The organism is Oligoflexus sp. (assembly GCF_035638955.1).
In the GTDB taxonomy this organism is placed as follows: domain Bacteria; phylum Bdellovibrionota_B; class Oligoflexia; order Oligoflexales; family Oligoflexaceae; genus Oligoflexus.
On sequence record NZ_DASQYZ010000189.1, the window covers coordinates 12,179 to 37,786 of the forward strand.

The following is a 25,608-nucleotide window of genomic DNA, read 5'->3' on the forward strand; positions in this document are numbered from 1 at the left end:
CAGTAAAGATCGATCCCGTTTCCGTCGAAACATAAACGCGGAATGGTGTCGGCAACCTGGTTTTCGTGAGGCAACCTGTGACCACATGGCCTTTCAAAAAAGTGAAGCTGCAAACTCCAGTGGAACGATTGGTCTCCAGTGTCCCTCTGCCACCAAGCTGGCAAGGCGACTGGCAGCATACCAACGAACCGCGTCTGGAAGCAGCATTGATTCGCATCGCTGAGAATTGGGATGCGGCCCGCTTCGAGAAAAAAATGCAGGCGGTGACCGAACTCTTCCCGCTCCTGCGCGCTTCGCTCAGTCCGGGGCAGAAAGCCATTGCCATCCGCGAAACACATAAGGTGCGTTGGCGCCTCCTGGATCAACCCGAGCTTCTGCAGCATGTCCTGCACAAGGGTTGGACCGCAGAAATCAATGGTCAATTGCAAATCAATCGGGCTGACAACCATCTCTGGGAAGCGCTTGTGGCTGTCCAGGATGAAGGTGGATTCCTCGTTTGCCTCGTGGCCCATCCCTCGATTGCTGATGCCAGCATGCTTCATGCAGCTCTGGCGAATCTTGAGGCCCACTTTAAGAACCAGGCGCCCTCACCGACCCAGCGGGAAATCCTGGCTCGCGAACGTTTGGACATTCTTACAAAGTCAGCCTGGAACACCTATCATCAGCCATCATCGACGCAACCCGTGGCTTTCCCGGCAACCCTGGTGCAAAAAGCCCGGCAGCCAGGCAAGGCCGGCAGCTGTTCCTTCCGTTTGCCGGCTCATGCCTGGCAAAAAATGAGTGATCATGCCCGGAATCTGGGCCTTCCCTCCTTCACGGTCGCGGCCATGCTCATGCGCGCAGCCCTGCAAAGGCTCTTCGCCGATGATGTCGGCCCCGTTCTTTATAAAAGCAGTCTACGCTTTCCAAAAGCGTCGCATATAGCCTCCCCAAGTGGTTGGGAGGCCATGCAGGTGCCCTGCGCCTCCGAGCATAATTTCACGGACATACTGAAGGCCGCCGATCAAACCGCCTGGACACCCATGCCGCACCCCAGTGAGATAAGCTGGGCTGATGGCCTATGGGTTGGTGTGGGTCTTTTGCCGGGATCGAGTGAATCGCAGCAACTCCGTGTTCTGAGCACCGATGCAGGGCCTACTTCGTTGCTCTGGTTGTGCCCGGATGGTGACGGGGAAACGTTCCTGACCTGGACCGAAGGTGCGTGGGACGCGGAGTTTCCGTTATGCCTGGCTGCACTTCTGAAGGAACTCGCTGAAATGTGGAGCGAGTCGGCTGAAGAACCTCTGAAAAAACTCCCGATCGAGTATATTGTTTTGCCTCTCTGGCAGCGATGGAACAGCACCTACCAGGCCTGGCCGCTCGAGCAAACCATTCCTCAGCTCCTGGCGCCGGCTTTGCAAAAAGCGGGTGACGCCATAGCTATTCGCAGTCGCACCAGTGAGATGAGCTATCGGCAGCTGGATATGCAATCAAAGCAGCTGGCGTTGCTCTTACGCAGCCAGGGTATTGGCACGGGTGATTTGGTCGGCATTGCCCTCCCACGAACACCGGCGATGCTGGTGGCTTTGCTCGGCGTCTTACGAGCTGGTGCCGGTTATGTGCCTTTGGATCCGGCGTTTCCAGCGGAGCGTTTGCAGTACATGCTGAAAGATGCCAAGGTCAAAGGCTGCTTCTGCGAAGAGGTTATGCGGCCCTTGGTTGAAACCTCCTGCACACCTTGGATTTGGACCGAGGTTCAACAAAAGCTTCCCGAGTACATGGCGGATCAATGGCAGGATCCAGGTCAGGATCCGTCGTCCATTGCTTATGTTATTTATACCTCGGGTTCCACAGGTCAACCCAAGGGTGTCATGCTCGGGCATCGATCCGTGGTGAACTTCCTGCTTTCCATGCAGCATGCGCCCGGTCTTGACTCGTCCGATCGGGTTCTGGCCATCACCACGTTGTCCTTCGACATCGCAGTTCTGGAACTGCTTTTGCCGCTGCTGTGTGGGGCCAGTCTGTACCTCGTCAATGCCGAAGAAGGCAAGGACGGCACCCTCCTCCGCCATCTCGTGGAAGAGGAAGGCATCACGCTTTTCCAGGCGACGCCTTCCAATTTCAGGTTGCTGCTTGACGCCGGTTGGAGAGGTTCCAAAATTCGCAAGGCCCTTTGCGGGGGCGAGGCCTTCCCCATCGATGTCGCACGACGCCTGCTGCCGATTATCTCGGAAGTGTGGAATATGTATGGTCCGACCGAAACCACGGTGTGGAGTACACTCCATCGCATTCAGAAAGTGGACGGCCTGATTCCCATTGGCCGCCCCATTGCCAACACGGCCATCTATATTTTGGATGACGACCTGAATCCCGTTTTGCCTGGTGAAAAAGGTGAGATTTATATCGGTGGCTCGGGTCTGGCCTTGGGTTATCTGAATCAGCCGGAATTGACTGCTGAAAGATTTAAGATGATCCCATCCGTGTCGGCACTGGCTTACAGAACCGGTGACATCGGGCGGTTCCTATGGAACGGCGAACTGGAGATTTTCGGCCGGGCCGATCATCAGGTCAAGCTTCGTGGCTATCGCATGGAACTTGGCGAAATCGAGGCCGTGATTGCCAGCCTGCCAGACATTGAACAATGCATAGCGGCAGTGAAGGAATTTGGGCCGGATGATCCCAGGCTCATCGCCTATATCACCACCGCAATTCCATTTGACGAGCGAAAGATCCGGCAGTTGGCGCGGGAAAAGCTGCCCAATTACATGCTGCCGTCACATTACGTTGTACTGCCGAAGATGCCGCTGCTACCGAACGGCAAAACGGATCGTAAACAGCTGCCACATCCTTTGGACCTCCGAGGAACGCCAGCTTCGACTCAAGGTGCGATCAGTTCTTCATCTTCGCAGGTCAGGACGCCTCCTGCTGCCGCACCAACGGCATCACAGGTGCAGTCGCAGTCAGCTGCCACATCAGCGCCATCTCAGGTGCAGTCGCAGTCAGCCGCCACATCAACGTCATCACAGGTGCAGTCGACACCACCTCTGCCGATGACGCCGTCACAGGCTCGCATGCTCTTCGTCGAGGACTTCTATCCGGACACGACCGTTCACAATCTGCTCGGTGCCTGGCTTATCAATGGCGCGATGGATTTTCAGGCTTTCCGTCGTGCGATCGAAGCCCTGATTATGGAACAGGACAGTCTCCGCATGGCAGCTGTTCAAACCGACCAAGGTTATGCGCTGCAAATCAGTCCTCCATTCGCTCCCGAGCTCAAGATCCACGGGCGCGAAAAACCCAACATGTCGTTGGATGAAGTGCGCGCGGCCATAGTCGAGCTGGCTCGTGAAAAAATCGATGCCACGCAGGTACCGAACTTCCGCATGGGTTTATTCCGGCTGAATACCGATACAACGGTCTTTTTTCTGCTCACACATCATATTTTCTGGGATGGCTTCTCGTACGGCGTACTCTGGAAAAGCATTCAGCGTCTCTATAAAGAGGTTCTGGTTTCCGGGCGCGCCAATCCCCAGCCACCGGCTTTTAACTTTTCGCACTATGCCTTGCAGCGGCAAACTGAATTGCAAACCCAGCAAATGCGCGAAGAAATGGACTACTGGCTTAAAGTCTACGAAACGGTGCCTGAACCTCTGGAACTCGCCTACGATTTCAGCCGCCCGGCGCAGTTGCATCACGCGGCATCAACAGCTTGGGTGCCATGGGATCAGACCGTGGACACCAAACTTCAGGCTTTGGCTAAAAACCTGGGCTGCAGCGTTTTCCATGTGCTCCTGTCCGCCTATTATATCCTCCTCTATCGCCTCTCGGGCCAGAACGATCTGGTCGTTGGCACGCCTGTGCATGGACGGCAACAGGTCGAGGTCTTTGATTTGCTGGGCAACTTTATCAATGTCGTGGCGTTAAGGCAGAACATTGATCCTGATCTGAGTTTTGTCAAACTCATTGAGCGCGTGAAAGCGTCCACCACCGATGCCATGGCGCATAGTGATTTGCCTTTTGAAAATCTGGTAGCCCAACTGAAGCTACCACGCGATGCAGGTCGAACGCCTCTTTATAACACGATGTTCTTCTATCAGGATCTATCGCTGCAGCGTATCCAGTTTGGATCCACCACAATTGAGAGTCTCCGTCTCCCCAATATCACTGTGGATACCGACTTGATTCTGTGGATCGAGCGCTACGCACAGCAAACCTATGCTGGATTTAATTTCCGCGTGGATCTTTGGGAGCAGGGAACCATCGACAGCTTTGCCGAAAGTTTCCGTAATCTGCTCGATCGATTGCTGGCCGACCCCCAGCAGACGACCTGTCAGCCTTCTCTGGTTTCCGAGGCTCTGCATCTGGAGCTCATTTATAAACGCCATGAAAACACTTTGCCTGAACCTACTGATAAAACCCTCCCGGCTCTCATGGAGCGACAGGCCCAGGCCGCCCCACAACAGGTGGCCGTGCGTGATTTAAACGGTGGCAGCCTTACGTGGCAGGATCTGGATCGCCGTTCCAAACAGTTGACTCAGGTGCTTCGTCGCAAGGGTGTTGGGCCTGGATCGGTGGTGGGCATCTGTCACAGCCGTAAGCTCGACCTCATCGTGGCAATGCTGGCTACGCTGCGGGCTGGCGCCTCCTATCTGCCTTTGGATCCGTTTTTCCCAGCGGATCGATTGAATTATATGATCGATGATGCCAAGGCCAAACTGATTCTCACAGAATCGGCCTGGCGTGACCTGCTTCGAGGAACGCCTGTGCCCCTCCTATGCCTCGATCAGGATCGGGACAGCTGGATGAATCTCGATCCCGATAAGGATCAGGGTCCTCTGCCACGTCCAATGGATTTGGCTTATATCATCTATACCTCAGGCTCCACCGGTAAACCCAAGGGTGTGGAGATTCAACACGAGGCCGTGGCGTGCTTCTTACAATCGTTCCGGTCGGCAGTCGATGTACCCGCCGAGCCACGAACTTTGGCCATCACCACCATTTCCTTTGATATCTCGGTCCTGGAGATTTTTGGAACATTGGCCTGGGGCGGCACCATCACGCTCGTCGAGCAGGAAAAAGTCATGGACGGCCCGGCTTTGATCAAAGCGCTTACCGATCATCGCATCAATCTCTTGCAAGCCACGCCCGCGACCTGGCGGCTGCTCCTCGAATCGCGCTGGTTTGGGCAGAAGGATTTGACCGCACTTTGTGGTGGGGAAGCTCTGCCAAGAGATTTAGCGCGTGAACTCATTTCCCGCACGCGGGTCCTGTGGAATGTCTATGGTCCCACCGAGGCAACCGTATGGGCGACTGCATCCCGCATTGACAACGCCGAATCTCCCATCACGATTGGTCGCGTTTTACCTCGATACGAAGCCTATATTCTGGATGATCAAAAGCGGCCATTGCCAGCTGGTGTCATTGGCTCCCTTTACCTGGGTGGTCCAGCCCTGGCGCGCGCCTACTGGAATCGCCCTGATCTGACCGCCGAAAAATTTATACCGCACCCTTTCCGCGACAAGGATCGTCTCTATGATACGGGCGACCTGTGCCGTTACCGGGCAGATGGCCAAATCGAATATCTGAGCCGTAAGGATAATCAAATCAAACTGCGTGGCTATCGCATTGAACTGGGTGAGATTGAAACAGCCATGGTGAATCTGCCGGAAATCAAACAGGCTGTGGTCCTGGTCCGGGAAGATCAGCCGGGTGATCAACGCCTTGTCGCCTATGCTGTGTTGCATACAGGTAAAACTATAACGCTAAGTCAGCTGCTGCAGAATCTGCGTCAGTCATTGCCCAACTACATGCTGCCTAATCATCTGCTGACACTGAATCAATTCCCACTGACGGGCAGCGGAAAAATTGACAAAAAATCCTTGCCCGCGCCACAGCCCGGAAAGGAACCCACGCCCGCTTCTGCCAACAGCTCAAACGAGCCGGGATTAAGCCCAGCGGAAGAACGTGTGGCTGCCATCTGGCGTGACATGATTGGCATCAAGAAAGTCAGAGGCTCGGATAACTTCTTCGATCTTGGCGGGCACTCGCTGCTGGCATTGAAGGTCCTGCACCGCTGTCAACAGGAGCTCGGCGCCAACTTTAAGGTGCGCGACCTGCTCCTTTTGAATCTTGCGCAACTGGCCAAGCAGCTCTCCAGTGAAGCACCCAACGCCAGTCGCATGAAAGGAGAAAGGTCATGACCGCTCAACGGAGTCGACCGTTCTTTCTCAACAGCACGAGTCAACAGATTTTTACACTGCATTATCCAGCCGAGGGAACGGCGAAGGAAACCATCGTCATCTGCCCACCGGCACCGCAGGAAATCATGCGGGCTCAGGCAGGCCTCGGCCAGCTGGCCCGCCGTCTGCAAGAGGACGGCTATAACGTTATCAGGTTTGATTACAGCAGCACCGGGGATTCTGAAGGGACCGGCGACACCGCGTCCATCGACCAATGGCTGCAGGATATCCTGCAGGTTTGCACCTTCGCTCAAGAGCAAACTGGCGGCACTGTTCTCTCGCTGGTTGGTTTAAGACTCGGCGCCGCGTTGGCCATTCGCGCCAGTCATCATACGCCTCTTCATCGTCTGGTTCTCTGGGATCCGGTCCTGGATGGAATCCACTATCTACGCGAAATGGAAGCTTCACACGCTCGCATGTTCCACCTTAATGCCATCGAACCGCCCTTCCCTTCCTGGCGTTATGGTCAGACGCAGTGCTGGGGTTTTCCATGGTCCGAAGGTTGGCGCTCTCAAATTGCAGCTGTGAGTCCGGCTCTGCTCGTTCCAAAAGCAAAGAGGACCCATATTGTTCTAAGTGCCACCGACCCTATCGCCCGCGATGTGAGTCAAGGTTGGCAAAAACTTGGCATCCAATCGGATCTGCAGCATATCGGTGAGCCCATGTACTGGGGAGACGAGCGCTACCTTAAAATTCGCGCTTTTCCATCCGCTCACGTGCGTCGCATTCAGGCTCTTTGGGAGACACAGGAATGACTAGAATTGCCCTGCGATTCGGCCGCGACGAACATCTGATCGGGGTGATCCACGAGGCGGAGAATCAGCCACGCTCTCTGGGCATTCTCCTTTGGAATACCGGGATCTCCCATCGCATCGGCCCGTTCCGCGTGCATGTGGATCTGGCCGAAAAAATGGCTCAACTGGGTTTCACCGTACTGCGCTTTGATCTGTCCCGACTGGGCGACAGCGAGCTGGCGGAGCATGACGCTTCGATTCAGGATATCTTTACCCGCGATATTCATGACGCCGCGCAAATTCTTGAAGATCGCTATCAGATTAAAGACATCATTTCCGTCGGCATCTGTTCCGGAGCGGTCGACGCCTGGTATCACGCGCGCCAGGATCCCAGGATTCGTGGCCTTGTCATGGTTGATAGCTTTGTATATCCCACTTTCCGCCATGAAGCCATGTTTCTCCTGAAGCGGATTTTCAGTCCGAAGCGTTGGAAGCGTCTGCTTATAAAATCTTTGCTGCCTTGGTCGGCCCGGCAGTCCTTGAATCCTGCCAATGATTTCCTGGATCCCAATTATCCCGCGCAAGGGGAAGCCATCACCGATACGCAAAAACTCGTGGATCGCGGCACAGAAATGCTGGTGATCTATACCGGTGGATTTCATCCCTGGTACAGCTATAAGAATCAGTTCCGTGCCATGCTCAACGGTGTGAACTTTCGTAAAAATCTGCAGCTCGAGTTCTGGCCGGAAGTGGATCACCTCTTCACTCTGATCGAGGATCGCAAACGCTTTCTGCGTCTCGTCCAAATCTGGACTCAGGAAAAATTCCTAAAACCTATAATGGCCCTGGAATTGACCGCGCCTCACATGCGTTCTGAGCCCGAGCTGGTGGCGATCGGACCCTCCGCGGATTCCGTCGAGGAGCCCATGGCTCAAGCCGAGCCACGCACCCCATTCGAAGCCCAGGCACCGGTTGCCCCAACTGATCCAGCTTTGCCACTGCCAGCGTCTCACACCATGGATCCGGCAGAAACACGGATGCAGGACCTGGTCCTGGAGACCATCAATAAGGTGCTGTATCCAGCGCGTCTTGAAATCGAAGACAACTTCTTCGATTTTGGTGGGAACTCCATCCTGGCGATCAAAACGTGCCAGTCTTTGAGCGAAAAATTAGGGCGTCCCGTGCCCATTACCTTACTCTATATTCATTTGCGCGCTGGTGAACTGGCCCGGGCCCTGCTGCAATCGGCGAGTGATCATGCCGTTCCTCCAGCCTCGCCGGAACCTCCACAATCCGTTGCACAAGACGACGCGAACCAGGCCATTGCCATTATTGGTTACGCCTGTAAAGTTCCCGGAGCGAAGAATGTCAACGAATTCTGGTCGATGATTCGCGAAGGGCGCGAGGGTTTGACTCATTTCAAACTGGACGAACTCGATTCCTCTCTGCCAGAAACCGTGATTCGTCATGCCAACTATGTGGCCGCTCGTGGGGTCATTGAAGGCGATCGCTTTGATCACGAATTCTTCAACATGAATCGACGCGAAGCCCTCTTTCTCGATCCCCAGCAGCGCGTTCTCATGGAAACCTGCTGGCAGGCCCTGGAAGATGCCGGCTGGGCTCATCGGCGTCAGTCGGTTCGAGTTGGTGTTTACGCCGGCGTCGGCAACAGCACCTACCAATCGCGCAACCTCATGATGGGCCATGCTGCGCCGCATTCCGAAGAGGAATTCTTTGCGCAAATGGGCAATGACAAAGACTATGTGGCAACCCATATAGCTTATTACCTTGATCTGAAAGGTCCGGCTGTTTCGGTGCAAACGGCCTGCTCCACATCTTTAGTGGCCGTCATCGAAGGCATCAAGACTCTGCTGACGGATGAAGCCGATATCGTGGTCGCCGGGGCCGCTTCCATCAACTCGCCCATAGCCAGTGGTCATCTGTATCAGGAAGGCAGCATTTTTAGCCGCGATGGACACTGCCGGCCCTTTGCCGCAGACGCCACAGGCACCCTATTTTCCGATGGCAGCGCCGTGGTCGTACTGAAGCGACTCGATAAAGCTTTGGCTGATGGGGATCCCATTCGCGCGGTCATTCATGGCTGGGCTTCAAACAATGACGGTCGGAGTAAAAGCAGTTTCGCCGCCCCCAGTGTGGATGGACAGGCTCAGGCCATTGCCAAGGCTTATGAGCGATCCGGTTGGTCACCGCGCAGCGTGTCTTATATGGAATGCCACGGCACAGCCACACCCATTGGTGATCCGATCGAAATCGAGGGCCTTCGCAAGGTCTTCCAAAGCCAGACCAAGGATCAGCATTTCTGCGCCCTGGGATCGGTCAAGGCCAACATCGGGCATCTGACCGCCGCCGCTGGGACCATTGGTTTAATCAAGGCCGCTCTTGTTTTGCAAAAGGGTGAGATTCCCCCGGCTTTGCATGCCTTTCCCGTCAATCCTGAACTTCGCCTCGCGCAAAGTCCGTTCCATATTCCAAAAACTTTGCAGAGCTGGCCAGCCTCAGCTCCCCGTCGCGCCGGCGTCAGTTCCTTTGGAGTGGGTGGCACCAATTCTCATGTCCTGCTTGCCGCCGCGGTTCCGCCCCCTGCCGCTCATGAGGGCGACAATCGTCTCGATCCCTGGTTGACTCTGACCTGGACAGCCCGTGATCCACAGGCCAATCAACGTCTGACAGAATCCTTGACCGCGAGCTGGCAAAATGCGGACATTACACCCCGCGACCTTTGCTATACCATGAGTCGGTTCCGTTCCCGCTTTCCACACCGGCAGAGCGTCACCGGACGCAATCCTCAGGAATGGCAGCAGGCTTTGCAGCGACTGAATAAAAATGCGGCGTTTTACCCCGAGAAAGTGCCACCGGTCATACTCATGTTTCCAGGTCAGGGCAGCCAGTACATAGGTATGGGCCGCGAGCTGGCTCAATCCTGGCCGCGATTTAAACAGCATTATGACAAAGCGATTGCCGCCTTCGAACAGCGTTTTGATCTGGACCTCAACCTCGCCCTGGATGGGGTTGAATCCGAATCGGGCCCCCTGTTGAATGGCACTCTTTACACGCAGCCCGCTCTTTTCTGTCTGGAATGGGCGTTGGCTCAAAGTCTCATCGACTGCGGTTTGAAAACCACAGCCGTGATGGGCCACAGTATCGGTGAAATCGTCGCGGCTACGATCGCTGGCGTCTTCCATTTCGATGATGCGATTCATCTCGTTTACCATCGGGCGCGCATCATGCAATCCGCCCGCCGGGGAATTATGTTGGCCGTGCGTGCCACGCGGGAGAGACTGCAAAGCATCCTGCCTAAGGATCTGAGTGTCTGCGTGATCAATAGCAATGAAGCCTGTGTGGTGGGTGGCGAACGCGCGTCGGTCGATGCCCTCATGCCCGCCCTGAAATCAAGAGGGATTGCGTTTAAAGCCTTGGAGACATCACATGCTTTCCATTCACCGATGATGGACGACGTGTTGGATGAATTCCGTCAGGCGATTCAGGATCTGCCGCGGCATAAGCCGACTCTGCCGATTATTTCAACAGTCACCGCGCAGCGTCTTCTGGATGCCGAAGTCACTTCGGTTGACTATTGGGTCAATCAGATTCGTCAGCCCGTCAACTTTCTTGGGGCCGTGCAGTACGCTGCCACCCAGCATGATGCGCTCTTTATTGAAGCCGGTCCCCGCGATGCACTCAGCCGGTTCGTCCAACAAATTCTTCGGGAAGAAGGCCGCTGGCCGTCGCAGGCGCTGCTGCCGAAAAGTGCAGCCAACCCCGAGGATGTGACCTTCACCGAAAGTATCAGCGAGATTGCCAATTACGGTGTGCCACTCTTTGTTCCCCGCACCGGGCGGGTGATCGCAGCTCCGGTTTATCCGTTCCATGGCGAACGGCTTTGGCTTGAACCCAGGAGCATCGAAAGTCGGGACGCACCGGTTTTGCGTCCGAGCAAAGCGAGCGGGCCGATGGCGTCGCCCGCACCTGTCACGGTGCCCACACCCTGGCTGAAAAAACTGATGGCGTCGCTTACGCAAATCAGCGGCCTTGAATCGCGAGAACTTCAGCCTGAAGCCTCGTGGGTGAGTCTGGGTCTTGACTCTTTGTTATTGACGCAATGGTCGCTCAAAATGCAAAAGGAATGGGGCATCAATATGAATGTCAACATGCTGCAAAATGAGCTACAAAATTTGCAGGCCCTAGCCTTACATCTGCAAAGCCTTCTGCCGCAGGACATGCCTGCACCTGCTCCCGTACCTGCGCCCGCACCGGCTCCGGCTGTGACCGCGCCAATGACGATGTCACCACATTTGAGCACGCCAGCTCCGATGGATGCGCAGACAATCAGCGCCTTACTGCAGCAGCAAATGGTCCTGATGAGCAAACAAATCGAGTTGCTGACCGGGCTTGTCGGTCAACAGACGCAAGCGCAACGTCCAGCGTCGGTCGCACCTTCGGTCAAATTGGAGACCGCACCGGAAAGTCCCTCCCAAACGCCCGAGCCCTTGGCCGCAGCACCAATTAAATCCCCCACGGAACCTTTGCCTGGATTTTTAAATCGACTGGTCCACGAAGGTGAAATTGAATTCGCAAACGACGAGGGCGTGCTGCGGATGCCGCGCTATCGCGGGGCTTTCCTGGCCCTTGACAGTGACGGGCAACCCGGTCTTTTTATTGAAAATCCCGATCAATCCGGAGAATACTGGCAGGTCGTGGGTGAGTAAATCGTAGTCTTCCATAAGTGAAGGTGATTGGACAAAACCCGCAAATTCCTTCATCATCCTGGTGGCTCAACACAGAATGAGCTTCCAGCGTCGGAAAGTCCCAGGAGTTGAAGATGACTCTGTTTTTCTTCCCTTTCCTGGACTACTTTACGCTTGACCAGGTGGTGATCTCAGAGCAAAGATCACTCGCATTAAGGATAGCGGTCCTAGACCCGCAAAGCGGCGACCGAGGCAGAATTCGTGCCGCCTGCGGTGTTCGACTGGCCGCGTTTGGGGGTAAGGTATGAATCGTCAGCAAGAGTCAAAAAGTTGGTCGTCACAAGAACTCATTCCTGATTACGTCAAGAACCAGAAGCTGATTCAATGGGTCAAAGACACTGCTGAGTTGTGCGAACCGGATCGTATTTATTGGTGCGACGGCTCACAGGAAGAGTACGATCGACTGAACAAACAAATGGTCGCCTGTGGAACCTTGATTCCCCTCAACCCGGCCAAACGTCCAAACAGTTTTTTGGCACGTTCTGATGTGAGTGATGTCGCGCGCGTCGAAGATCGGACTTACATCTGTAGCCAGCGCAAACAGGATGCGGGTCCTACCAATAACTGGGCCGATCCTGCCGAAATGAAGGGTACCCTGACGACTTTGTTCCGTGGTTCCATGCGCGGCCGCACCATGTATGTCATTCCATTCAGCATGGGTCCTTTGGGCTCGCCCATCGCGCACATCGGCGTCGAAATTTCTGACTCCGCTTATGTCGTCGTGAATATGCGTATCATGACACGGATGGGCCGGAAGGTTCTCGATGTCCTTGGCGACGGTGAATTTGTCCCTTGCCTTCATTCGGTCGGTGCCCCCCTCTCCCCAGGTCAACAGGACGTTCCTTGGCCTTGCAATCGCGAGCAGAAATACATTGTCCATTTTCCGGAAGAGCGTTCGATCTGGTCTTACGGCAGTGGCTACGGCGGTAATGCGCTCCTGGGCAAGAAATGTTTCGCCCTGCGGATCGCGTCCGTTTTGGGCCGCGACCAGGGTTGGATGGCTGAGCACATGCTGATTCTCGGCGTGGAATCGCCTCAGGGTGAAAAAACCTACGTGGCAGCCGCTTTCCCCAGTGCGTGCGGCAAGACCAACTTCGCGATGCTGGTCCCACCGGCTGGCTTTGAAGGCTGGAAAGTGACCACGGTCGGTGATGATATCGCCTGGATTAAACCCGGTGAGGATGGTCGTCTCTATGCGATCAACCCGGAAGCTGGTTACTTCGGCGTAGCTCCCGGAACTTCGCCCTCGTCCAATCCCAATGCTATAGCCACCGTCAAAGAAAACGTCATTTTTACGAACGTGGCTTTAACACCGGACGGTGATATCTGGTGGGAAGATCTGACGGAAAACCCACCGCCCAAACTCATCGACTGGCAGGGCAACGAGTGGACGCCGGACTGTGGTCGCAAGGCCGCGCATCCGAATGCCCGCTTCACCGCTCCCGCGCATCAGTGCCCGTCCATTGACAAGAACTGGGACAACCCCGCCGGTGTTCCGATCAGCGCGATCATCTTCGGTGGTCGTCGCGCGACGACCGTGCCTTTGGTTGTTCAATCGTTCAACTGGAACTTCGGCGTTTACACAGCCGCCACGATCGGTTCGGAAATGACCGCCGCGGCCTTTGGCAACATTGGTCAGGTTCGTCGGGATCCGATGGCCATGCTGCCCTTCTGCGGCTATCACATGGGCGACTATTTCAATCACTGGCTGGAAATGGGTCGCAAGATTTCCAACCCGCCTCGTATCTTCTGCGTGAACTGGTTCCGCAAAGATGAAAATGGCAAATTCATGTGGCCCGGTTTTGGCGACAACATGCGCGTTCTGAAATGGATTGTGGACCGTATTCACGGCCGCGCCTTTGCGGAAGAAAGTCCACTGGGTTGGATGCCGCGTTATGAAGATATCGAATGGAAAGGCATGAAAGGTTTCCATCGCCAGGATTTCCGTCGGTTGATGACCATCGACCGGGAAACCTGGAAGAGCGAAATTCTTTCGCATGAGGAGCTCTTCGAAAAGCTCTATGACAAGCTGCCTCGTGAATTCATGCTGATGCGCGAACTCCTGCTCTCAAGCCTGTGGCGTTCACCCGTGAAGTGGGAAATGGCTCAGGAACGTTACCTGGAAAACTGATTCGGACTTCGGTGCCCCGCTTCATGCGGGGCCGCCTGACTCCACACGGGGGTCGCCGGGCTCCAAATCCATCGCTTTTCAAAACCCCGCCACGCGGGGCCGTCACACTACAAAATAAGGTTAGCAAATTTCCGTCGATACTGATGAGTCAACTCGTGATCGGGCCCCAGCACTTCAAACAAAGCCAGCATTGCCTGCCTGACCTTACCTTCCCCATAATTTTTATTTTTAGCAATGATCTGCAGGAAACGATCCATAGCATCCTGAAAGCGATCCTCGAGCGTCAGGACCACACCTAAACGATACAAGGCTTCCAGGTCCTGCGGGTTCTGCGCGGCGCGAGCCTCACAATCCTCGACCGTTCCGTAATCGGAGGCGGTGCTTGCGTAATCAATCATCTGCTGGAGGCTTTTCACCTCGCTGTGCGTGGCAGGTAACACGGCCAGCGTTTCACGAGCTTTTTCAAAATCATGCTGGTGAATCAAAGCACGGACCAAAAGACGGCGGGCATCATCGGCAGCCGGATCTTCAGTCAATATCCCTTCGAGTATCGCCATGGCGTCATCGACCTGTCCGCCACCCAGCAGCTGGCGCGCAACTTCCAGCGGCTGCTCCTCAGGATCAGCGCAATGTTCATCCAAGAATCGCCGAACCTCGCCCTCGGGTTGCGCGCCTTGGAATTCAGCCACCAAAGCCCCGTCTTTGAAAAGTTTGCAGGCGGGAATGCCGCGAATCCCAAACTGCCGAGCCAGATCCTGATTCTCATCGGTATTGCATTTGGCCAGAATAAAACGGCCGCCATAGTCTGCCGCCAATTTTTCAAGCACAGGGGTCAGACTTTTGCAGGGTCCGCACCATTCCGCCCAGAAATCGACGAGGACGGGAACATCCTGCGAACGCCGCACGACGTCTGCGGCGAAATTTCTTAGGTTGACATCCACTACGTTCGGTTTATCCATGTGCCCCTCCTCCCAGGCCTTCATGCTAGCATTTGCTTTCGTTTTTTGCCAACATGCAGTCCTGGACTCTTTGTCAGGAAGGACAGGCAATATGAGCAAAGTGCTGGAACAGCTGGTCAAGCTTTTGGATCTCAAGGCCATTGAAACCAACGTGTTTGTAGGCAACAGTCAGGATCTGGGATTCAAAAGTCTCTTCGGAGGCCAGGTGCTGGGGCAGGCTCTGGTGGCCGCGAGCCGCACCGTGGAAGCCGAGCGACCGATCCATTCCCTGCACGGCTATTTTCTGCGTGCCGGCAAGCCCAATGAACCCATCTACTATGAAGTCGATTTGATTCGCAGCGGCAAGAGTTTTTCCACCCGCCGTGTCGTGGCCAAGCAGGGTGGTCTGGCTATTTTCAGCATGTCAGCTTCCTTTCACGCGATCGAGAAAGGCTTCGAACATCAGGTCGAGAAGCCTTCTGTGCCAGGACCCGATGGCATTTTAAGCGAGCTGGAGCAATTTCGCAAAGTGCGCGACAAGGTCCCCGAACCCATTCGTGAAAAATTGAACGCCGATCGTCCGATTGAAATTCGTGTGGTGGATCCCGTGGATTATTTTGATCCGCACAAACGTCCGCCGCTCAAATACTCGTGGTTCAAAGCCAGCGGCAAGCTTCCCGATGATACCCTCACGCATACGGCCATGCTCGCTTACGCTTCTGACTTTGGTTTGGCCACGACAGCGATGCTGCCGCATGGCGTGACGTTTTTCAATCCGCGCGTGCAGGTGGCAAGTCTGGATCATGCCATGTGGTTTCATCGGCCGGCTCGTATGGATGAGTGGCTCCTCTATGTGAAGGATAGTCCATCGGCAGCCGGGGGGCGCGGGTTCAATCGAGGTCAGATTTTCGACAAGAATGGAATCCTCGTCGCCTCGGTGGCTCAGGAGAGTTTGATTCGGGGCATCGATCCGCCTTCGCCGCAGGATTCGATGAAAGGTCTCGTGACCTAGGCAAGTCCCAGCTTTCTGTCCATCGGCGAGACACTGTCCGATCCTCAGAGAGGGGGCCGGATTCTTCCTTCGAATCAGAATCAAGGCTTAGCGCTGGCATACAAAGTGAAGACGGGTGGTTACCCATGCGACGGGAGTCACTCATGTTATCCAGAATCCTCATGATCAGTACTTTCAGCCTGATTGTTCTTGCTTGTCAAAAAGCGCCGCAAATCCCTGATAAGGACCGGGATGCCGACGCTGCAAACCGGCCGGACCTTCCCGAACTACCTGAATCGACGTCTTTGCAGTCCTTTCAAGTCAACGTTTATGATCCTATCCTGAAGCCCTACTGTGCCTCCTGCCACGGGTCAACATTTGTCGATTCCGATCCGGAGCGGGCACACGCTAACTTTTTGCGTCGGGTTTCATTTGATAAATTCAGCGGCGTGGACCAGACTCCAGTTGTTTTGAAACTCAAGCAGACCCACAACTGCTGGGAAGGCGAAACCAGCAAATGTGTGGCCGTCATGGCCAACGGTCTTAATCTTTGGCTCCTGGATCTGGACGCGGCCGGCTTTAAACCCAAACCGCCGGTTTATCCCAATGCGACCAAATCTGTCCTCTTATCGTCAGGTTCGCCCGCGACAGTGGAAGTCGATACCACTCAGTATGCAGGTGCCAGCGCGGAAGCAGCGACCCTCGCCGAGCCCTTTGCCAAAGGCACAGATGATGTCGATGGTTCCATTCTCTCGTATGCGATGGGTAAGGCCGGCACGCCCCCGATTGCAGCAGTGGCCCAGGCGCAGGCGGCGCAGGCGATCACATTTAATGTGGACGTAAAAACAGCAGGAACCTATCAGGTTTGGGCGCGCGTAAAAACACCGTCGGCCCAAAGCAATGGCTTCTTCGCACGCATCAACAATGCCAACGTTTTGTTTGATACGCCGGTCACCGACGTGGCCTGGAAATGGGTTCAGCTGACCCGAAATCAAAACAACCAGCAGCAACCGATCACGATCCAGGTCAACGCACCGGCCATCGTTCCCGTTCCGATTCTGTTCCGGGCTCCAGGCGCTAAAATTAACTTCGTAGCCCTGACGCAGAAAGTCGCGGAATTTGATGGTGAGCAATTCGCCAATCAGTATCGCGACATTGCCGTCGACCTGCCCATTGCGAACAGTAAAATCATAGCCACTGTTTGGGAAAAGACGACCGAGGAAGGCAAGCGCTCGTTAGGCGTGAAAGAACTGCGGATTGAATCACCGAAACCCGTTCGCGTGAAAACCATCTATCCGTTGATCAACGGCATGTTTCACGCCAATCACGGAACTTATACTTTGGTCGATACGATCGCCGGTGGCTCCACGGAGCGTCGCCAGCAGGTGATCAACACCGGCGGTTCGAACGCTACAACGTGGATTGCGGATATCACGAAAGATGAGCTGTCATTTGCTTTTGAAGTGCTGGAGGAAATGCCTTAGCACCTTCAACGAATCACAGCCCCAGGAAACTGATAAACGGTATGACACTGCTCGCACTGGAAATAATTCGGTGCGCTATGATTCGGCGCCACAACACGAGCCGCATCCTGAGCATGACAACCTCGGCAGTCCGTCGGCTGTCCCTGATACACACCCTGGTTATGACAGGCCCGGCACTCCGTAACCCGGTGCGCTCCTCGTAAGGGGAAACGGGTCAGGTTATGATCAAACTTCGTGTGCTGCCAGAAGTTCTGCGTGTGGCAATCCTGGCAAGGCATCAGCTGCCCCTGGTGCGGATCGTCCTCATGATGGCACTGGCTGCACTCCTGGCTCGAGCCCTTGAGAATCCGCTCGTTCACATGGCATTCCTTGCAATCCAGCTGCAGATGCACACCAGTCAGCAGAAAATCCTTATGATACTCGGAGGCGTTCTTCCAACCGCTTTCATTATGGCACTTGGTACACAGCGGACCATTCGCCCCTTTATGAACATCCTTATGACAAGTCTGGCAGTTCCGCTTGGGAATTTCCGGGAACAGATACTTCCCTTTAAAGTTCTTCGGCGGCGTGCGGAACTTCTCATCCGTATTCTTATGGCATTCCGCGCACTTCACCTGCTTGTGCTTGCCCTTCAGCTCAAAATCCGTTTCCTCGTGGTCAAATTCCTTGAGCTTCGTAAACTTGTCGGTCGTATGGCACACAGCGCAGGGCTTGTTATAGAACTTGGAATGGAACATATCCTTGTGTTCGTTTACGTGGCATTCCTCGCAGAACCCGCGGTTCGCCCCTTCGAACATGAATTTGCCCCCTTTACGCGGCGGCTTGGTCGGCAACGTGATATCGCTGGGCTTGTGGCATTCGCTGCACTGCTTGCCAATCTCCGCGTGCCGACCGGTGAGTTTAAATCGCGTGATATCATGATCAAACTCAGACAGCTTGGCAAAACCAGCGGTATTGTGACAGGTTGCGCAGGACTTTTTCTGGAATTCGCTGTGGAACTGGTCCTTGTGAACGGACGTGTGACAGTTGGTGCAATATTTTTCATCCTTGCTTTCATCAAAGTCAAATTTGTGAGCCGGCTTGGGTGGCTTCGTCGGCAATTTGTCCTTGGTCGGGACATGGCATTTTTCGCAGTTTTTCTCGATTTTTGCATGTTTCCCATCAATCTTGAAGTTGGTGATATCATGTTCAAATGCTGTTCTCTGCGTAAAATTCGTCGTCGAGTGGCACTTGGCACAGGACATATTGAAGAACTTTTCATCGAACTGCTTCTTGTGGACACTGGCATGACAGTTCACGCAGAAATCGCGTTCAGCATTGGGAAACTTGAAGGTCTCCTTGCCCTCTTTCATATGACACTGCTTGCAGTTGGTCACCTTGTGCTTGCCCGTCAGTGGAAACCGGGTCTTATCATGGAAGGTGCGATCGCCCTGAATCTGCCCCTGCAGACTCATGATTTTCCAGCCTTCCGTCGTATGGCACTTATCGCAGCTCACATTCTTGAACTTCTGATGGAACGACTGGGTATGCGGCGTGATATGACAGCTCGCACAACTTTTCTTGGGCAGGTCCGGAAACGCATAGCGCCGCACATCAAAGTCCTTGCCTAAGACCTTGTGCCCCTGCTCGCCTTTGAAGGTCTGCTGCACTGTCTTCGGCCGATGGCACTCAAAGCACTTATTTTCCTTGTGCTTGCCCGTGATCGGAAAGACGGTTTGCGTGTTGTGATCAAACTTCAGTGAGTCCTTCCACTTGATCTCATTGTGGCAGGTGTCGCATTTCTGCAGAGGACCTTGCTTGGCACTGATTTCCTTGCCGTAGCCGTGATAATCCTTGTGGCAGGGATAGCACTCTTTTTTCAAACCGACCCAGTTAAACGCCGCGGGTCCTTTGGCGAGAACATCCGGAGTTTGCTTGTGGCAGTCCTGGCATTCAATACGATCGTGCGCCCCTCGCAGAGGAAAGCCCGTCACAGTATGGTCGAATTTCTTCTGCGCCTGCAGGGGGAAACCCCACAGCACACCAAGAAAAGCGAAAATCCATAGGGTCATTCCTCTCATAGGCTTATCTTCCAGCTGTCTTGACCGTGGCAGACATCGCACTTGCCGTTACGGAAGCGCGGACTCAGACGGTTCTGGTGATGATCCAGATGGCACGACAGGCACTGTTTGGTTTCAATCGGCCAATCATAGCGCACATCAGTTTTCGAACGTTTCACATGACATTTTTCACACTTGTGCTTGGTATGGGCGCCGACCAGGGCATAGCCTGTTTCCTTCTGATGATCGAAGGATTTGGCCGGCTTCCATTTTTCGGTCGTGTGGCAAAGGCTGCATTCCTTTTGCTTGAACTTGCCTTTGTAATAATGCACATCATCTTTCATATGGCACTTGTTACAGGAACCCACGAGACCGGGATAGCTGATTTCACCGACGCGTGTGGGCTTGTTCGCGCGCTTCGCAGTATGGCACTTGGCACAATCAATTTTTACGTGGGCCCCGTCCAGATCGAACCCTGTTTTGCTGTGATCGAAGGTTTTGGGATTGATATACATGGGGTCAAAATTACGACCCTTATGATCCTTATGACAGTCGATACAGGCTTTATTATTCATCAAACCATGATAGTGCTGACGCGCGTCGACATCCTTGCGAATTTCCTTGTGGCACGCGAGGCAGTTGTTATTGGGTATCCCACCCGCCGGCTCGTGACACTTCAAACAATCGTTATGCGTGTGTTCCAGCTTATCGTGACCCAGGAGCAAAGGCCCCGGTGCCAGCAGCTGGTTGAGGAGACCTTCAAATTTCAGCTTGGCATCCGCGCTCTGGCCAAAGGCCGGAGACGTCGATAGAAAAAGAAGGGCTATGATGAGTCCGAGCTTGCGCACCTTACATTTCCTCAAATCTTGCGGGTCTGGTGCGAGGCGAAGTCGCCGACGTCCCAAACCTATAGCCAAACATGACGAACAAGGCGTTGGCTTTGACCTTGCTGTCCGATTCCATTTCGTAACCCAATGATCCGCGAACATCTTCCAAAACAAAAATACCCGCATCCAGCATCAGAATCGTGCGTTTATTGATCGTTCCGTCGTCATAGGTCTCGTTGGAAAGAGTATAGGCGACACCCACGCTCACCGTCTTGCCCCAGTAGTCGTAGGCAATCTTGGTGAAATTATCCTTGCTCAAAAAATTCTGCCGCACACCCAGCTGCAGGCGCGTGGAGCTGGTATCCCCCAGAACCTTGGGAAACAGAAGCCCACCGGTAAATTCGGTACGCACCTTGCCATCCGCTGTACGAGTTCCCTGGCTGGCGCTGGCATCCACGCTGAAAGCCTGGCTCACGCGATAGCGAAGATCCAGATCGATGGTGCGAACGGCACTGGGAACCAGCACATCCTGGATCACCTGCTTGATCAGATAATCCTCGGTCGTGGTCTGGTTCACGTATCCACCGGCGCGCAGTCTTTCTGTTTGATAATAGTAAGACACATAGCCCCGACGCAGACTCGCCTTGGGTGAAAAATCAAAATGCACCAGACTGCCGATCCGATGCAGGCCGCCGATGGTGAAAAGTCCCTGCTGATAATAATAGAGATGACTTTCCGAATCGGTGATGTCATAGGTTGGCGCTTGAGCCACGGCGTTGGTTAAGTAGCTGCTGTCGTCCGGCGTGTCCTTGGTCTCGTAATTATAGTAGGCACCGAACTGGGTCGTGGGTATGACCCTGGTCTCCGGATCCACATACAGAGGGGCAATGATATCCTTGGCCCCTTGTCCGGCAAAGGCGCCATAGCGTGAGGCCTTGCTGGTCCGATAGCCGAATTCCGCACCATCATTGGCCACGATATTGGCTTCCGGCAAAGTGAATCGGCCGACCGTAAAATAGGTGCGATTCGACTCCCATGGCCTTTGGTACGCAGCCAGACGCAATTGCCGTCTTTCGTAATTCGACAGCAGAAGGTTTTCCCGTTCCAGCTTGCCGAATCCATCACGCTTGTCACGGAAATCGAAGATGAAGCGATCCTTGGAATCATTAAATTCGTCCGCGGTCGCCTTCAGCTGGAGGTTGATGACCTGCTCATCGTTATTGGTCTCGCCTGCCGTTTGACCCAGGAAGGCTCCTTGGAACTCGACCTGACGCGAGTAATGACCAAGGCGGGCATCACCCCTGAATTCCACGGCCTGAGCTGTCGGCATGGTACTTTGAAAAATTAGGCCAAGGACTCCAAACAAAATTCTCGCGTTAGCAAAAATATTGCGGATTCGCAGGTTTGGCAATTGTCTTTTAGCAGGCATTGGCAAGTGCGATACTCATTGGAGGAATTCAATTATTTCCTCCAGTGTATCAGGTCACGGCGGGAAGTTGGAAAAGAATCGTGGAAAAAAATGCGTCCGTTTTTAGTTGACTTTCCACTGTGTGCCGAAGCGGTGGCAAGCCGCGCAATCACCGCGCAACTGACCATTGCCGTGGGCTGCAGGCTTACTAAACTTCGCCGCTTCACCGGGAAGATTGTGACAACCTAAACAGGCGGGAGGCGTCGGACTATGAGAATAGGCCTTGGGTGTCCAGCTGGGGGCTGTTGCCACATATTGATGGCATTCCGAACATTCACGGCCAAAACCGTGAGCCACAAGGGTCAGATCCTGAGTGGGCGGGAGGCGCCGATATTCATGACACGCGGCACAGGGATCGGTAAATCGCGCATGATCGGCCACCGGTGACGCAAATTTGGAATTCTCCACCTTCGGTTGCTTCACTCCGCATTGAGACAAGCCAAGACTGAGAAACAATCCAGACAGGCAGAGGAACACTACGCTGCGCAGTCGCTTGCAAGCCATGTTATGAACTCGCTTTCACGGCTTCACCGTATTTGGTGTCAATCATAATGCCAAGACTCTTAAGAAATGCGAAAGGCAGGATCGCGCCAGCAAAGACGAACAGGAAATCGTTCTGCAGACGCAGAACCTTGCCATCCATCTTGATCATCAGATGATCTTTTTCAATCTGCTCCACGGTGGTGTTGTAGCAGATTTTTACCATACCTTTACGCTCATAATCCTTGATGATGTTCTGGTTTTCTTCGTTACAACGGTCAAACGTTGGACCGCGTACGAGCAGAAAGACTTTATTACGAAGACCCGGCTTGCACAGGTATTGAGCGGCTTCCACGCCTGCGTTACCACCGCCGACCACCGCAATCCATTTCTGCTGATACTGATCCGGATCCAAAAGGTTATACGTAACCTTGGTCATCTCTTCGTTCGGCAGGTTCAGCTTCCGCGGTGTTCCGCGTACGCCCATGCCGAGGATCACTTTTTTCGCGGTCATGATGCCCTTGGATGTTTCCACATGAAAAACATCACCCCGCTTTTGCAAATTAATAAAACGACAATCCTCGACCATACTCAAATTACTTTGCCGCTTCAGGTGCGTCCAAAGGCTAAGCAATTCTTCTTTCGACACTTTATGCTTATTGAACTTGATTTGCCCCGCCAAAGGAAAATCGAGGGGATGCGACATGACCACTTTTTGTTTTGGGAAATTATAAATCGTTCCCCCGAACTTGGCCTGCTCAATACAAAGATATTTGACTTTCGCTTCCGCGCAAGCCAACGACGCGGCGAGCCCCGCAGGACCACAGCCCACGATCAGGACGTCGAACTGAGCTCCCCCGCCCCCGCCCAGATTTTTGGCAGCATGCGACGCAGCGAGCTTACCCTGCTTCACAGCATTTCGAATCAGACCCATGCCGCCCAACTCGCCGGCAATATAGAGGCCAGGGACGTTGGTTTGGAAATTGGGATCGATACGGGGCAATTCCATGCCGCGTGTCTTGGTGCCAAAGACCAGCTGAATGGCATCATAAGGACAAGCCACCTGGCAGGCCCCGTGACCCACGCACGCGGTCGGCTCAATGAGCACAGCCCGGTGATTGATCAACTTGATGATTTCGCCCTCGGGACAGGCTGCCACACACGCGCCGCAACCGCCACACAGGGTGGGATCGATCTCGGGGTGCAAGCTCGCAGGCTCATTCATTTTTTTAGCGACCGCATCATCCCATTTGCGCTTGGCTTCCTTATGATGCTTATCGCGCTGGCGCATACCCCAGACCGCGAGACCAACCATAAAGGCTATACCGAGCAACCACGTAGACTGCGCGAGGAAAACGTAGATCTTCATCAACATTGGCTACACTCTGATAAAAAATTACAGCCATGCTATCGGCTCGCGGCCTCAAGTTCTTAAGTGAAATCAAAATAGTTTTTAATACCGCGGGATTAGACCTTGAATATCAGAGATGAAGCAATGTGAATAACAGCCACAATATACATCCAAATTGCAAACGGGGAGTGAAACGTTCGCCAGTACCCAAAGAGGATTTGGTAAAAATGCATCGACAGGAGGCGACGACGCAGCAGCGCCCACTCCCGAAGCTTGATCTTGAACTGACGAGATTCCTGCCACGGCGTTGGCGGCAGCGAAGCCAGCATGCGAATTTCTCCGCCAATCGATCGGATCATAAAGCCGGAAAGTCCAAGCCTTTGCAGTTCCGGGCCTTGCACGCCACCTGCCATGGAAAAGGCATGAGCTTTGGCCATGATCATCGCCTGGGCCGGAATACGATTGCCGGAGCCCTGCTGATACTGATCAAAGGCTTTTTCCAAAGCATCAATTTGCTTTTTGAGCATGGGCTTGGCCTGCAGCAATTGCATATAGAAGTAACGGCCGACGATACCGCTCAAAAATGAAATCACCATGCTCCAAAAACTGATGCTGACCAGTCCCCGCACCTTAAAATCGCTATGAAACAGGACAAAAGTAGGACCGACCATTCCGAAAAAAATGTGCCAGTTAAGCCAACCCTGAAGGCTGCCCCATGATTGCATCGAATGCATGCGCTTGCGCAGGATATAAAGATTGGTCAGCGCCATCACGCAAAAACCGATCCAGCCCAAGGCATAGCTCAGCGGCTTTCCTGGCAAAGGCGATAGAGTTTTGCAGTGCCCAAGGAATTTGCAGGCGCCGATTGATATATAGCTTGGACCGTCATACATCTTATGCAACACGGCATATTCATAGAACATAAAGGCTGTAATAAGCAACCAGAGGTAAACCAAAGGACGCAGTTTCATGCTCAAGATTCTCCCATCCCTACATGGTAGCATAGACCCTGCTCTTGAAAAAGACAGGGGAATGCCGATAAGGACGGAGACTCTTTCCTTCATCAGGAGCCGCGCATGAAGACTTTCCTCATCACCCTTTCCCTGGTTTGCTCATCGAGCAGCCTTCTGGCTTATGGACCTTGTGATGATGATGTCCAGAAATTATGCAAAGGTGAATTTCATCAGGAAACAGAACGCACCTGTCTTCACAAAAAAGTGGAACAACTGAGCGCTGAGTGCAAAGCCTTTGTGAAGGGAAAAGAAGACAGCTGGAAGAAAACCATGACCAGCTGGGATAAGGTAAAAGTCGCCTGTCAAAAAGAAATCGACAAGGAATGCGCTGACGTTAAAGCCAAGGCGGACGACCCCATCAAGGCTTTGCAGGTCTGTCTAATGATGGTGAGTGAAAACCTTGGCCCTGACTGCAAGAAAGAAATGAATCGTCACATCAAGGAATTCCAGCCCAATATTCGCGAAATCCCCTGACAGTTTGCGGCTTGAAAAATTCGAAAGCCGCTCCGCAAAAGCCCTGGCTTGACAGTGAAGACCACTTTGCCCATGATCCCTTGAACGATCGACAAGGAGATCAGGATGAGATTCAATGCCAGGTACGTAGGACTTTTCGCAGCAGGTTTGTGTAGCCTCTCTTTGATGGCTGCCCCATCAAATGCTGATCAAACCCCTCAGCCCGTTGAGCCGACGATCCCCCCAACTTATGAAGACGTCGCGAGCATCATCGCCAACAACTGCCAAATCTGTCACACAGGGGGTGAAGAGGCTGTGGCTGGTATATCCCTGGATACAGAAGAGGAAGTGGTTGCCCGTGCAGCTCAAGCTTTCGCAGCGTTGGACATTGGCCTTATGCCTTATGGGGATCCTGAATTTCGTACGACTCCCGATGGCATTAAATTGCTCGGTTATCTGAAATCGCAGATACCGCTTGAACCCGCACCTTTGCCGACCCCAGCACCGACACCCCCAGCGAATGGACCGGCCAACTAGACTTGAGACCGCCGAGATCAACCAAAAAGATGCATCATTTTAAAAGGTTGAGCTTGCACCCTCCGACACTCCTGACCACCCGAGTGTCGGTTTGGTTCCAAATATTCAGCGAACATGACCCTGCCCGAGTCCAAAAATCTCGACATTCGCGTTAAATTGTTATAGGCATTTGAGCCCG

Annotated in this window: 15 protein-coding genes; 8 read left to right on the top strand and 7 right to left on the bottom strand. The window is 53.9% G+C overall.

All coding sequences use genetic code 11. The features are described 5' to 3' along the window. Window positions 1-77 precede the first annotated feature (77 nt). The 4 genes from VE954_RS17780 to VE954_RS17795 all read left to right on the top strand — a co-directional run bounded on the left by VE954_RS17780 (window position 78) and on the right by VE954_RS17795 (window position 13,849). A complete protein-coding gene (locus VE954_RS17780) occupies window positions 78-6,179 on the top strand; it encodes a non-ribosomal peptide synthetase (protein WP_324955169.1) in 6,102 nt (2,033 codons plus the stop codon). Next, complete coding sequence (locus VE954_RS17785; protein ID WP_324955171.1) at window positions 6,176-6,973, top strand: serine aminopeptidase domain-containing protein; 798 nt, start codon at window positions 6,176-6,178, stop codon at window positions 6,971-6,973. The genes VE954_RS17780 and VE954_RS17785 overlap by 4 nt, the downstream gene beginning before the upstream one ends. After that, window positions 6,970-11,679 carry a polyketide synthase gene (locus VE954_RS17790; RefSeq protein ID WP_324955173.1) on the top strand — a complete coding sequence of 1,570 codons (4,710 nt, stop codon included), beginning with the start codon at window positions 6,970-6,972 and terminating at the stop codon, window positions 11,677-11,679. The genes VE954_RS17785 and VE954_RS17790 overlap by 4 nt, the downstream gene beginning before the upstream one ends. Before the next feature lie 283 nt (window positions 11,680-11,962). After that, window positions 11,963-13,849 (top strand): phosphoenolpyruvate carboxykinase (GTP), encoded by a 1,887-nt coding sequence (locus VE954_RS17795; protein ID WP_324955175.1) that lies wholly within the window; start codon window positions 11,963-11,965, stop codon window positions 13,847-13,849. 107 nt (window positions 13,850-13,956) lie between these two features. On the opposite strand, the gene trxA is transcribed toward VE954_RS17795, so the two are convergent. Then, a complete protein-coding gene (gene trxA / locus VE954_RS17800; protein WP_324955177.1) occupies window positions 13,957-14,808 on the bottom strand; it encodes a thioredoxin in 852 nt (283 codons plus the stop codon). Between the two features lie 91 nt (window positions 14,809-14,899). Here trxA and VE954_RS17805 point away from each other — a divergent pair, with 91 nt between their 5' ends. Together VE954_RS17805 and VE954_RS17810 are read left to right on the top strand one after the other, a co-directional pair. Next, on the top strand, window positions 14,900-15,799 hold the full coding sequence (locus VE954_RS17805; protein ID WP_324955178.1) for an acyl-CoA thioesterase II: 900 nt from the start codon (window positions 14,900-14,902) through the stop codon (window positions 15,797-15,799). Between the two features lie 143 nt (window positions 15,800-15,942). Further along, window positions 15,943-17,262, top strand: coding sequence for a hypothetical protein (locus VE954_RS17810; protein ID WP_324955181.1), 1,320 nt, complete (start codon window positions 15,943-15,945; stop codon window positions 17,260-17,262). A gap of 5 nt (window positions 17,263-17,267) precedes the next feature. Here VE954_RS17810 and VE954_RS17815 read toward each other — a convergent pair whose 3' ends face one another. From VE954_RS17815 to VE954_RS17840, 6 genes are all read right to left on the bottom strand, one after another. Continuing rightward, window positions 17,268-19,322 (bottom strand): hypothetical protein, encoded by a 2,055-nt coding sequence (locus VE954_RS17815; protein WP_324955183.1) that lies wholly within the window; start codon window positions 19,320-19,322, stop codon window positions 17,268-17,270. Beyond that, the gene (locus tag VE954_RS17820) at window positions 19,319-20,149 is read right to left on the bottom strand and encodes a hypothetical protein (protein WP_324955185.1); all 831 of its coding nucleotides are present in this window, start codon (window positions 20,147-20,149) and stop codon (window positions 19,319-19,321) included. The genes VE954_RS17815 and VE954_RS17820 overlap by 4 nt, the downstream gene beginning before the upstream one ends. A gap of 1 nt (window position 20,150) precedes the next feature. After that, complete coding sequence (locus VE954_RS17825) at window positions 20,151-21,458, bottom strand: hypothetical protein (protein ID WP_324955187.1); 1,308 nt, start codon at window positions 21,456-21,458, stop codon at window positions 20,151-20,153. A gap of 201 nt (window positions 21,459-21,659) precedes the next feature. Further along, the gene (locus VE954_RS17830) at window positions 21,660-22,100 is read right to left on the bottom strand and encodes a hypothetical protein (protein WP_324955189.1); all 441 of its coding nucleotides are present in this window, start codon (window positions 22,098-22,100) and stop codon (window positions 21,660-21,662) included. Between the two features lies 1 nt (window position 22,101). After that, the gene (locus tag VE954_RS17835) at window positions 22,102-23,451 is read right to left on the bottom strand and encodes an NAD(P)-binding domain-containing protein (RefSeq protein WP_324955191.1); all 1,350 of its coding nucleotides are present in this window, start codon (window positions 23,449-23,451) and stop codon (window positions 22,102-22,104) included. A 92-nt stretch (window positions 23,452-23,543) separates the two neighbouring features. Next, window positions 23,544-24,398, bottom strand: coding sequence for a hypothetical protein (locus VE954_RS17840; protein ID WP_324955193.1), 855 nt, complete (start codon window positions 24,396-24,398; stop codon window positions 23,544-23,546). A 105-nt stretch (window positions 24,399-24,503) separates the two neighbouring features. Here VE954_RS17840 and VE954_RS17845 point away from each other — a divergent pair, with 105 nt between their 5' ends. Then, window positions 24,504-24,914 (top strand): hypothetical protein, encoded by a 411-nt coding sequence (locus VE954_RS17845; RefSeq protein ID WP_324955195.1) that lies wholly within the window; start codon window positions 24,504-24,506, stop codon window positions 24,912-24,914. A gap of 105 nt (window positions 24,915-25,019) precedes the next feature. Continuing rightward, window positions 25,020-25,430, top strand: a complete 411-nt coding sequence (locus tag VE954_RS17850) for a hypothetical protein (protein ID WP_324955197.1) — start codon at window positions 25,020-25,022, stop codon at window positions 25,428-25,430. Window positions 25,431-25,608 lie beyond the last annotated feature (178 nt).

Excerpts from the sequence above, each read along its gene's own strand:
- VE954_RS17785 (WP_324955171.1), top strand. The coding sequence starts at position 6,176 with ATGACCGCTCAACGGAGTCGACCGTTCTTTCTCAACAGCACGAGTCAA.
- VE954_RS17790 (WP_324955173.1), top strand. The coding sequence starts at position 6,970 with ATGACTAGAATTGCCCTGCGATTCGGCCGCGACGAACATCTGATCGGG.
- VE954_RS17795 (WP_324955175.1), top strand. The coding sequence starts at position 11,963 with ATGAATCGTCAGCAAGAGTCAAAAAGTTGGTCGTCACAAGAACTCATT.
- trxA (WP_324955177.1), bottom strand. The coding sequence starts at position 14,808 with ATGGATAAACCGAACGTAGTGGATGTCAACCTAAGAAATTTCGCCGCA.
- VE954_RS17805 (WP_324955178.1), top strand. The coding sequence starts at position 14,900 with ATGAGCAAAGTGCTGGAACAGCTGGTCAAGCTTTTGGATCTCAAGGCC.
- VE954_RS17810 (WP_324955181.1), top strand. The coding sequence starts at position 15,943 with ATGTTATCCAGAATCCTCATGATCAGTACTTTCAGCCTGATTGTTCTT.
- VE954_RS17815 (WP_324955183.1), bottom strand. The coding sequence starts at position 19,322 with ATGAGAGGAATGACCCTATGGATTTTCGCTTTTCTTGGTGTGCTGTGG.
- VE954_RS17825 (WP_324955187.1), bottom strand. The coding sequence starts at position 21,458 with ATGCCGACAGCTCAGGCCGTGGAATTCAGGGGTGATGCCCGCCTTGGT.
- VE954_RS17830 (WP_324955189.1), bottom strand. The coding sequence starts at position 22,100 with ATGGCTTGCAAGCGACTGCGCAGCGTAGTGTTCCTCTGCCTGTCTGGA.
- VE954_RS17835 (WP_324955191.1), bottom strand. The coding sequence starts at position 23,451 with ATGTTGATGAAGATCTACGTTTTCCTCGCGCAGTCTACGTGGTTGCTC.
- VE954_RS17840 (WP_324955193.1), bottom strand. The coding sequence starts at position 24,398 with ATGAAACTGCGTCCTTTGGTTTACCTCTGGTTGCTTATTACAGCCTTT.
- VE954_RS17845 (WP_324955195.1), top strand. The coding sequence starts at position 24,504 with ATGAAGACTTTCCTCATCACCCTTTCCCTGGTTTGCTCATCGAGCAGC.
- VE954_RS17850 (WP_324955197.1), top strand. The coding sequence starts at position 25,020 with ATGAGATTCAATGCCAGGTACGTAGGACTTTTCGCAGCAGGTTTGTGT.